Source organism: Streptomyces sp. NPDC002144 (genome assembly GCF_053593695.1).
In genome coordinates, this window is sequence record NZ_JBSFDB010000058.1 from 40,577 (window position 1) to 48,686 (window position 8,110).

General features: G+C 72.8%; 6 protein-coding genes. 1 reads left to right on the forward strand and 5 read right to left on the reverse strand.

What is annotated here, in order from left to right:
• Positions 1-69 precede the first annotated feature (69 nt).
• Positions 70-1,632, forward strand: a complete 1,563-nt coding sequence (locus ACWCQ1_RS44580) for an alpha/beta hydrolase (protein ID WP_451029169.1) — start codon at positions 70-72, stop codon at positions 1,630-1,632.
• Between the two features lie 92 nt (positions 1,633-1,724).
• Here ACWCQ1_RS44580 and moeZ read toward each other — a convergent pair whose 3' ends face one another.
• From moeZ to ACWCQ1_RS44605, 5 genes are all read right to left on the reverse strand, one after another.
• Positions 1,725-2,903, reverse strand: coding sequence for an adenylyltransferase/sulfurtransferase MoeZ (gene moeZ, locus ACWCQ1_RS44585; protein ID WP_133044509.1), 1,179 nt, complete (start codon positions 2,901-2,903; stop codon positions 1,725-1,727).
• 63 nt (positions 2,904-2,966) lie between these two features.
• Positions 2,967-3,716 (reverse strand): spherulation-specific family 4 protein, encoded by a 750-nt coding sequence (locus ACWCQ1_RS44590; protein WP_133044508.1) that lies wholly within the window; start codon positions 3,714-3,716, stop codon positions 2,967-2,969.
• Positions 3,704-4,663 carry an NAD-dependent epimerase/dehydratase family protein gene (locus ACWCQ1_RS44595; protein WP_358594141.1) on the reverse strand — a complete coding sequence of 320 codons (960 nt, stop codon included), beginning with the start codon at positions 4,661-4,663 and terminating at the stop codon, positions 3,704-3,706. The genes ACWCQ1_RS44590 and ACWCQ1_RS44595 overlap by 13 nt, the downstream gene beginning before the upstream one ends.
• A 500-nt stretch (positions 4,664-5,163) precedes the next feature.
• Positions 5,164-6,330, reverse strand: coding sequence for a hypothetical protein (locus ACWCQ1_RS44600; RefSeq protein WP_358594144.1), 1,167 nt, complete (start codon positions 6,328-6,330; stop codon positions 5,164-5,166).
• Complete coding sequence (locus ACWCQ1_RS44605) at positions 6,327-8,003, reverse strand: DUF3492 domain-containing protein (protein ID WP_451029170.1); 1,677 nt, start codon at positions 8,001-8,003, stop codon at positions 6,327-6,329. Before ACWCQ1_RS44605 ends, ACWCQ1_RS44600 begins: the two co-directional genes overlap by 4 nt.
• Between the last annotated feature and the right edge of the window lie 107 nt (positions 8,004-8,110).

Below are 8,110 nucleotides of genomic sequence, written 5' to 3' on the forward strand. Positions count from 1 at the left end.
TGCTCCGCCTACTATGGCCGGACAGCCGTTCGCCGCACGGTGCGGACGGCCTTTCAGGGGGGAACGCACATGGCGCGATTCGTACGGTGGACGGCGTTCGGGGCCGCCGCCGCACTGCTGGTGGCCGGATGTGGCGGAGGCTCGTCGTCCGACGACAAGAGCGATAAGGGAGGCGGCAAGACGACCGCGGCCGCCTCGCCGTCGGCCGGCTCCTCGGGTACGACCGCCGCGCTGCCGTCCTCACTGACCGGGCAGAAGCTCGCCTGGGGGCGCTGCAAGGCCACCGCGGACTCCCCCGCCCCGGGCAGCGACTGGCAGTGCGCGACCCTCAAGGCCCCGCTGGACTGGTCGAAGCCGGACGGTCGCACCATCGACCTCGCCCTCATCCGCGCCCGGGCGAACGGGGGCAAGCGCATCGGCTCGCTGCTGTTCAACTTCGGCGGCCCGGGCGGCTCGGGCGTGTCCATGATGCCGCAGTACGCGGCCACGGTGTCCAAGCTGCGCGAGCGCTACGACCTGGTGAGCTGGGACCCGCGCGGGGTGGCCGCCAGCGAGGGCGTGCGCTGCCGCAATGACAAGGCCATCCAGGCCGCGGAGGACATCGACGCCACACCCGACACCGCGGCCGAGGAGAACGCGTACTTCCAGGACGCGGTCTCCTTCGGCAAGGGCTGCCAGAAGGCCGCCGGGAGTCTGCTGGCGCACGTGTCGACGACCGACACCGCCCGCGACATGGACCTGATGCGCCAGGTACTCGGCGACACCGAAATGCACTACTTCGGCATCTCGTACGGCACCGAGCTGGGCGGTGTCTACGCCCATCTGTTCCCCAAGAACGTGGGGCGGCTGATCCTGGACGCGGTCGTCGACCCGACCGCCGACTCGGTGGGACACGCGGAGAACCAGGCAAGGGGGTTCCAGCGGGCCCTGGACGACTACCTGAAGTCGACCGGCCAGGACCCGAAGCAGGGCACCCGGAAGATCGCGGACATGGTGAAGCGGCTCGACGCGGCCCCGCTGCCGACGTCGTCCGGTCGCAAGCTGACCCAGTCGCTCGCCCTCACCGGCATCGTCCTGCCGCTGTACAGCAAGTCCGGCTGGCCGACCCTGACCAGCGCCCTGGACGCGGCGCACCAGGGCGACGGCTCGGAGCTGCTGCAACTCGCCGACGGCTACAACGAACGCGACGCCTCCGGGCACTACGGCACGACGACCCACTCGCAACGGGTCATATCGTGCCTGGACGACAGGCAGCGGCCGACCGCCGAACAGACCAAGAAGCTGCTGCCGACGTTCGAGAAGATCTCGCCGGTGTTCGGGGACTTCCTCGGCTGGGACACGGCCGGCTGGTGCCACGACTGGCCGGTCTCCGGGCAGTACGACACCCCGGAGGTGAGCGCGGCCGGTGCGGCGCCGATCCTGGTGGTCGGCAACACCGGCGACCCGGCGACGCCGTACGAGGGCGCCCGGAAGATGGCCGACGAACTGGGCAAGGGCGTCGGTGTGGAGCTCACCTGGAAGGGCGAGGGACACGGGGCGTACGGAAGCGGGAGCGACTGCGTCGACTCGACGGTGAACGCGTACCTGCTGGACGGGACGGTGCCGCGGGACGGGAAGGTCTGCTCCTCGTAGCCCGGGCTCCGGCACCTGAGGCGCTTCTCGCCAGGGCGACGGAAAAGGGCCCGGCACGCACCGTGCCGAGCCCTTTCCGGGAGAGCCTGGGTCTAGTAGACCGGCTTGTGCGGTTCGATCTGGTTGACCCAGCCGATCACGCCGCCGCCCACGTGGACGGCGTCGGAGAAGCCCGCGGACTTCAGGACCGCGAGGACTTCCGCACTGCGGACACCCGTCTTGCAGTGCAGGACGATCTTCTTGTCCTGCGGGAGGGTCTCCAGGGCGGTGCCCATGAGGAACTCGTTCTTCGGGATCAGCTTGGCGCCGGGGATCGAGACGATCTCGTACTCGTTGATCTCGCGGACGTCGATGATCTCGATGTTCTCGCCGTCGTCGATCCACTCCTTGAGCTGCTTGGGGGTGATCGTCGAGCCGGCCGCAGCCTCCTGGGCCTCCTCGGAGACGACGCCGCAGAAGGCCTCGTAGTCGATGAGCTCGGTGACGGTCGGGTTCTCGCCGCAGACGGCGCAGTTCGGGTCCTTGCGGACCTTGACCTGGCGGTACTGCATCTCCAGGGCGTCGTAGATCATCAGTCGGCCGACCAGCGGCTCGCCGGTGCCGGTGAGGACCTTGATGGCCTCGGTGACCTGGATGGAGCCGATGGACGCGCACAGCACGCCCAGCACGCCGCCCTCGGCGCAGGAGGGGACCATGCCCGGCGGCGGGGGCTCCGGGTAGAGGCAGCGGTAGCAGGGGCCGTGCTCGGACCAGAAGACGGAGGCCTGACCGTCGAAGCGGTAGATCGAGCCCCACACGTACGGCTTGTTCAGCAGCACGCACGCGTCGTTGACCAGGTAACGGGTGGCGAAGTTGTCCGTGCCGTCGACGATCAGGTCGTACTGGCTGAAGATGTCCATCACGTTGTCGGCCTCGAGCCGCTCCTCGTGAAGGATCACGTTCACGTACGGGTTGATGCCGAGGACGGAGTCACGGGCGGACTCGGCCTTGGAGCGGCCGATGTCGGCCTGGCTGTGAATGATCTGGCGCTGCAGGTTCGACTCGTCGACCTCGTCGAACTCCACGATGCCGAGGGTGCCGACGCCCGCGGCGGCCAGGTACATCAGCGCCGGCGAGCCCAGGCCGCCGGCGCCGACACAGAGCACCTTGGCGTTCTTCAGCCGCTTCTGCCCGTCCATCCCGACGTCCGGGATGATCAGGTGGCGGGAGTACCTGCGGACCTCGTCTACGGTGAGCTCAGAGGCTGGCTCGACCAGGGGTGGCAGCGACACGGGGACTCCGTTGATCGGTCAATCACTACAGTTGTTCTCCCTGTAACACTGCCACGGCCTTCTTCATTCCGAGACACCCGTCCCGATCCGCGAGACGATCTCGTCCCAGTAGCCGGGCATGGTCTGCCAGGGGTCGGTGCGTCCGCCGTGGCCCGTGCGGTCGGTGAACCAGACGGTCGCCGCGCCCTGCCAGCGGGCGATGCGCAAGGCCTCCTCCAGGTGCGGGCGGGGCACTCCATGGACCAGGTGGCAGAAGCGCTCGGGCGGATGGTCGGCGGTCCACTCCGCCACCTGCGACCAGCGGTACTCGTTCCAGGACCCGGAGAAGGTGACGAGTTGGTCGGCGCACTCGGCGTAGCCGGGATACGGGTGGGTGCCGTGGCCGAGGACGATGTGGGCGTCCTCCCGGACCGTGCGCAGGGTGGTGACGGTGCGGTGGATCGCCGGGAGACAGGCGCGCTCGGTCGGGCAGCGGTCCACGAGGAAGCCGTCGACCTGGTACCAGTCGAGGTAGCGGTTCGCGTCATGGACCAGTTCGACGAAGCCGCGGGCTCCGCGGGCGGCGTCGAGATGGCCGAGGACGCTCACGCCCGCGTTGCGCAGGCGTCCGGCCGCCTCCAGACAGTGCGGGTCGGGCCGGCTGCCGGGGCCGTCGGCGACGTTGAGGACGACCCAGTGCAGCGGGGTTCCGGGGCGGGCGAGTTCGCCCCACTCGGTGGGAGCGACAAGGGGGTGGGCGTATCCGGGGACGCCGAAGCCGGTGCGGACGCCGGTGCTCGTGGTGCCTGCTGTGGTGCTGGTCAGATGCGGCATGCCGCCTCCATCCAGATGTCGGCCAGGGACTCTTCGAGGTTGATCCGGGGCCGCCAGCCGAGCCGGTCGCGCGCGGTGCGCACATCGGCCTGCTGCCAGCTGCCGCAGCCGTCGGGGTACGGGTACGCCACCGGGGCCGCGTGGTCGGAGTCCGCGCGCGGGTGGCCGATGGCGGCGCGCAGCGGTCCGGGCGGGCCGTCGAGCTCGTGCAGTGCGCCGCCGTATCCGGCGACGCGGGCGAGGGTGGTGGCGGCGTCGCGCAGACGCACCGCGCGGCCCGAGCCGATGTTGATGACGCCCTGTGCGGCGGAGAGGCTCGCGGCGTGGACCGCGCGGGCCACGTCACGTACGTCGACGAAGTCGCGCTGTGCGCCGAGGCCGCCGAGCTTGAGTTCGCCGTCGCCGGACTGCATGGCGCGGCGCATGGCCTCCGCGAGGCGGCCGAGCGGTGATCCGGCGGGGGTGCCGGGGCCGGCCGGGGAGAAGACGCGGAGCACGACCGCGTCCAGGCCGGAGCCGAGGACCAGTTCGGTGGCGGCGAGCTTGCTGACGCCGTACGGGCCGCCGGGGCGGGGCACGGCGTCCTCCGCGGTGGAGGAGCCGGGTTGGCTCGGGCCGTACTCCGCGCCGCAGCCGATCTGGACGAGCCGGGCGCCGCAGCCGCTGCGGCGGAGGGCCTCGCAGACGGTGGCGACGGCGACGGTGTTGTGGCGGGTGAGTTCCCGGGCGCCGCCGCGGGTGGTGCCGGCGCAGTTGATGACGACGCCGGGGTGGACCGCGTCGAGGAAGCGGGTGAGGGCGCCGGGGCTGCCCGCGGCGAGGTCGAAGCGGACGTCGGCGTCGTCGCCGCGGCCGAGGGCGGTGAGCTGGACGGCCGGGTCGGCGAGCAGGCGGTCGGCGACGAAGCGGCCGAGGTAGCCGTTGGCTCCGATCAGCAGGACTCTCATCGGGCGGCTCCCGGGGCCGAGGCGTCGGGTCGGGAGGTGATCATCTGGGGTTCTCCTTTGGAGGGGGCGGTGCGGGTGCCTGCGGCGCTTTGGCGGGGCGCCGGGTTTGGGGCACCGGGGGGTGGCGGGCTGGGGGGTGGGTGTGCGGGCGGCCTGTCGGCCGGGTGCGTCGACGGCTTTGCGGGCGGGGCTGCGGCGGCTGCGGCTGCGGCTGCGGCTGCGGCTGCGGCTGGACGAGCCTGCCGCTGCGCGGGCGGACGCTTGCGGGCCTCGACGGCCACGCGTGCCTGCGGCTGCGGGGGCGGATGTGCCTGCGGCGCATGTGCCGGGGCCGTGGGGGTGCGCGGCGCGCCTGGGCGGTGAGTGGGGCGGGGCCGTGGCGGGGGGTGTCCGTCCTCGGTCGGGCGGTTCCGTTGGTGTAGCGGTGCGCGGTGTTGACGCCCGCCGCAGCGGGCGGACACTCCCCGCCACGTCCCCTCCGCGCCGTACGCGGGTGCGGCTCAGCACTGGGGCTCCGCGGGCGCGTGGGCCGAGGCCCTGGTGAGGGTGCGGGTCGCGTGGATCAGGAGGGGCAGTGCTGCCGCCGTGCAGGTGAGGGCGGGGACGGCGGCGGGGCCCCAGGTGTCGACGAGGGTCTCTACGGGGGTGGCCAGGAAGGCGTAGCCGGGGAGGCGGGCAGCGAAGGGGGTTGCCAGGGCCGTTGCCTCGGCTGTCGCTGCGGCGGCCAGGGCGAGCCTGGGGGCTCGGGGGAAGCCGTGGATGGTGAGGAGGCGGGCCAGGAGGAGCAGGGCGCCGAGGGGGAGGGTCTGGGCGTAGGCAGGGGGTTCGGGGAGGGTGGCGGTGCAGAGGGCTGTCAGGGTGGCGAGGTAGAGAGCGAAGGTGCCCAGGAAGACGGGGCGTACTGCGGTGGCGAAGTCCTGTAGGCCGCGGCTTGTGGGCAGTCTGTGGCGGGCTCGGGTCGTGAAGAGGTGGGTGGTCCAGGCCGCGGGGGCCAATGACCAGGCGAGGGCGAGGGCCGGGGCCGTGGTGATGGGCCAGGCGGTGGTGGTGGGTGGGGCGTCGGGGCCGCCGGTGATGGCCGCGTGGAGGAGGCCGTCGCCGAGGACGGTGTAGGCGATGAGCCAGTACGTCCAGGCGCTCGTGGCAGTGCGGGGGGTGGCCAGGGGGCCGCGGGAGAGGGCGACTCGGGCGCTGAGGGCCAGGGCGAGGATGCCTGCTGCGGCGAGGGCCAGGCGGGTTTGGCCGTGGGTGAGGCGCAGGGCTGCCGTGGTCGCCGTGGCGACGGTGCCCGGCAGGAGGGTGAGCAGGACCCAGTCGGCGCGTACCCGGGGGGTCGGGGTGGGCCGGTGCTGTGGGTCCTCGTTGTGGGCGGCGCGGGCGAACATCTCCTCCGCCAGGGAGAACACGTCCCGGTGGCGGAAGCGGGCCGCGGTGCGGTCGGTGACGCCGTGCGCCTCCAGACCGGCGGCGATCTCCAGGGGGTCCACGGCTCCTTCGCACAGGTCCCGGTGACGGTGCATCAGCGCTCGCACCGGGTCGGCGGTGGTGCGGCGGGGCGGAGCGGAGGCCGTTTCGGCAGGGGGCGTGATCCACTGCTCTGACCGCTCGTCCCAGGCGCCGGGGCTCTCCGGCGTGCCTGGGTGGTCCAGTTCTCCCAGGCCGCTCATCGGGCCCCCTCCGCGGCCGGGGTGGTGGCCCGTACCGGGGTGCCATCCGCCCAGGAGGGGCCGCCGCGTGCCACCACGCGCGTGTAGCGGCCGGGGACGTGGGCCTCGGCCGGGGCGGCGAAGGGCCGTGGCTCACCGGCGCCGTCGAGGACGACCCTGCGCACCGGCGTGCGCGAGACGATCTCCAGGTAAATGCCGTGAAATGCCGTGACGTTCTGCTCGACGGTGAACAGTTCGAGCGCACGCGCGCGTGCGGCCGCGCCCAGGCGCGCCCGGCGCTCGGGGTCGCGCAGCAGCGCCACGCACGCCTCAGCGAACGCCCGGGGGTTGCGCGGCGGTACGACGAGCCCCGTGCCGCCGATGATCTCGACGACCGCGCCGACGTCGGTGGACACCGTGGCGCGCCCGCAGAACATGGCCTCGACCAGACCGACCGGGAAGCCCTCGACGACGCTGGACAGCAGGGTCACGGCGCCGGCGGCGTACGCGTCGGCCAGGGTCGGCAGTTCCGGGCCGCCGATCTCCTCGAAGGAGACCGGGTTGTCGCCGACGGAGTGCGGGCCTTCGGCCTCGTCGGGGAAGAGCTGGGCGGCGAGCGCCCGGCAGTGCCCCAGGTAGGCCTCACCCTCGGGGCCGGCCGGGATTCCGACGATCCGCAGTCGGGCCTTCGACTCGTCCTTGCGGATCTCGGCGAAGGCGTGCAGCAGCGACACCAGGTCCTTGGCGGGCTCGACCCGGCCGACCCACACCAGGGTGTTGGGGTCGGCGCCCTCCGTGGACTCGCCCACCTCCGCGAAAGGGGATGCGTCCATGCCCGGGTAGACCGTACGGATCTTGGCGCGGTCGGCGCCACAGCGCTCCTGCCAGCGGCGGGCGTGCGCGTTGCCGGGCGTGACGACTGCGGCGCGGTCGTAGATCTCGGTGGCGAGGCGGCCTTGGAAAGCGGCGAGCAGGGACCGGACGGCGGGCGGGGCGTCCGTCGCGGCGAGGTAGTGCGTGCGCAGCCGTACGCCGTACTCGGTCAGCAGCAGCGGTACGCCGGAGAAGTGGCGGGCGAGCAGGGCGGGAAGGGCGGCGGGGCCGCCGGAGGTCGCGTGGCAGAGGTCGACGGCGCCGAGTCCGTCGTCCTCGTACCAGTCGAGCGAGAGGGGGCGCAGGGCGCGTTCCAGGTGGGTGGCCACGGTGAGCAGATCAGGTACGCGCGCCTCGCGCGCCGTCCGCAGCGCGCCCGGCGCACGACAGGCGCGCTCCAGGGCGCGTACGGCGCCCTCGGAGCGGAGCGCTCCCACCAGCCCGCCCTCGTCACGGGCGAGTTCGGCGAGCCCGTACAGCGCGTTGCGGAAACGGTCCGCCTCGGCGGTCGGCGTCTCCGTGGAGGCACCGGAGCCGCAGATCACGGCGGCCAGCTCGCCGTAGCACTCGGCGAACCGGCGCCGCGCCCGCCGCCCGTACCCGACACCGTCGTCCCGCGCCGTCCACAGCGGGGCCGTCCGCACTCGGCTGACCTGCGGCGGCAGCGGGAGCCAGCCCTCGTCCTCCTGGCGCTCGCTGCGGCTGAGCGCGTAGAGGTCGAACTCGTGCTGCCCGAGCCCGCGCACGAGCCGGTCGCACCAGAACCTGGCGTCACCGCTCACATACGGATAGCCACCCTCCGTAAGCAGTCCGATACGCACGAGTGCACCCCCGATCTCCCGCATGGGGAGCCGCCGTTGACCCGGCGGCTCGCAGCGGGAAGAACGTATGCGGACAAGGCGGTGGCGCGACGGACGGTTGTCCGTCG

Excerpts from the sequence above, each read along its gene's own strand:
- ACWCQ1_RS44580 (WP_451029169.1), top strand. The coding sequence starts at position 70 with ATGGCGCGATTCGTACGGTGGACGGCGTTCGGGGCCGCCGCCGCACTG.
- ACWCQ1_RS44590 (WP_133044508.1), bottom strand. The coding sequence starts at position 3,716 with ATGCCGCATCTGACCAGCACCACAGCAGGCACCACGAGCACCGGCGTC.
- ACWCQ1_RS44595 (WP_358594141.1), bottom strand. The coding sequence starts at position 4,663 with ATGAGAGTCCTGCTGATCGGAGCCAACGGCTACCTCGGCCGCTTCGTC.
- ACWCQ1_RS44600 (WP_358594144.1), bottom strand. The coding sequence starts at position 6,330 with ATGAGCGGCCTGGGAGAACTGGACCACCCAGGCACGCCGGAGAGCCCC.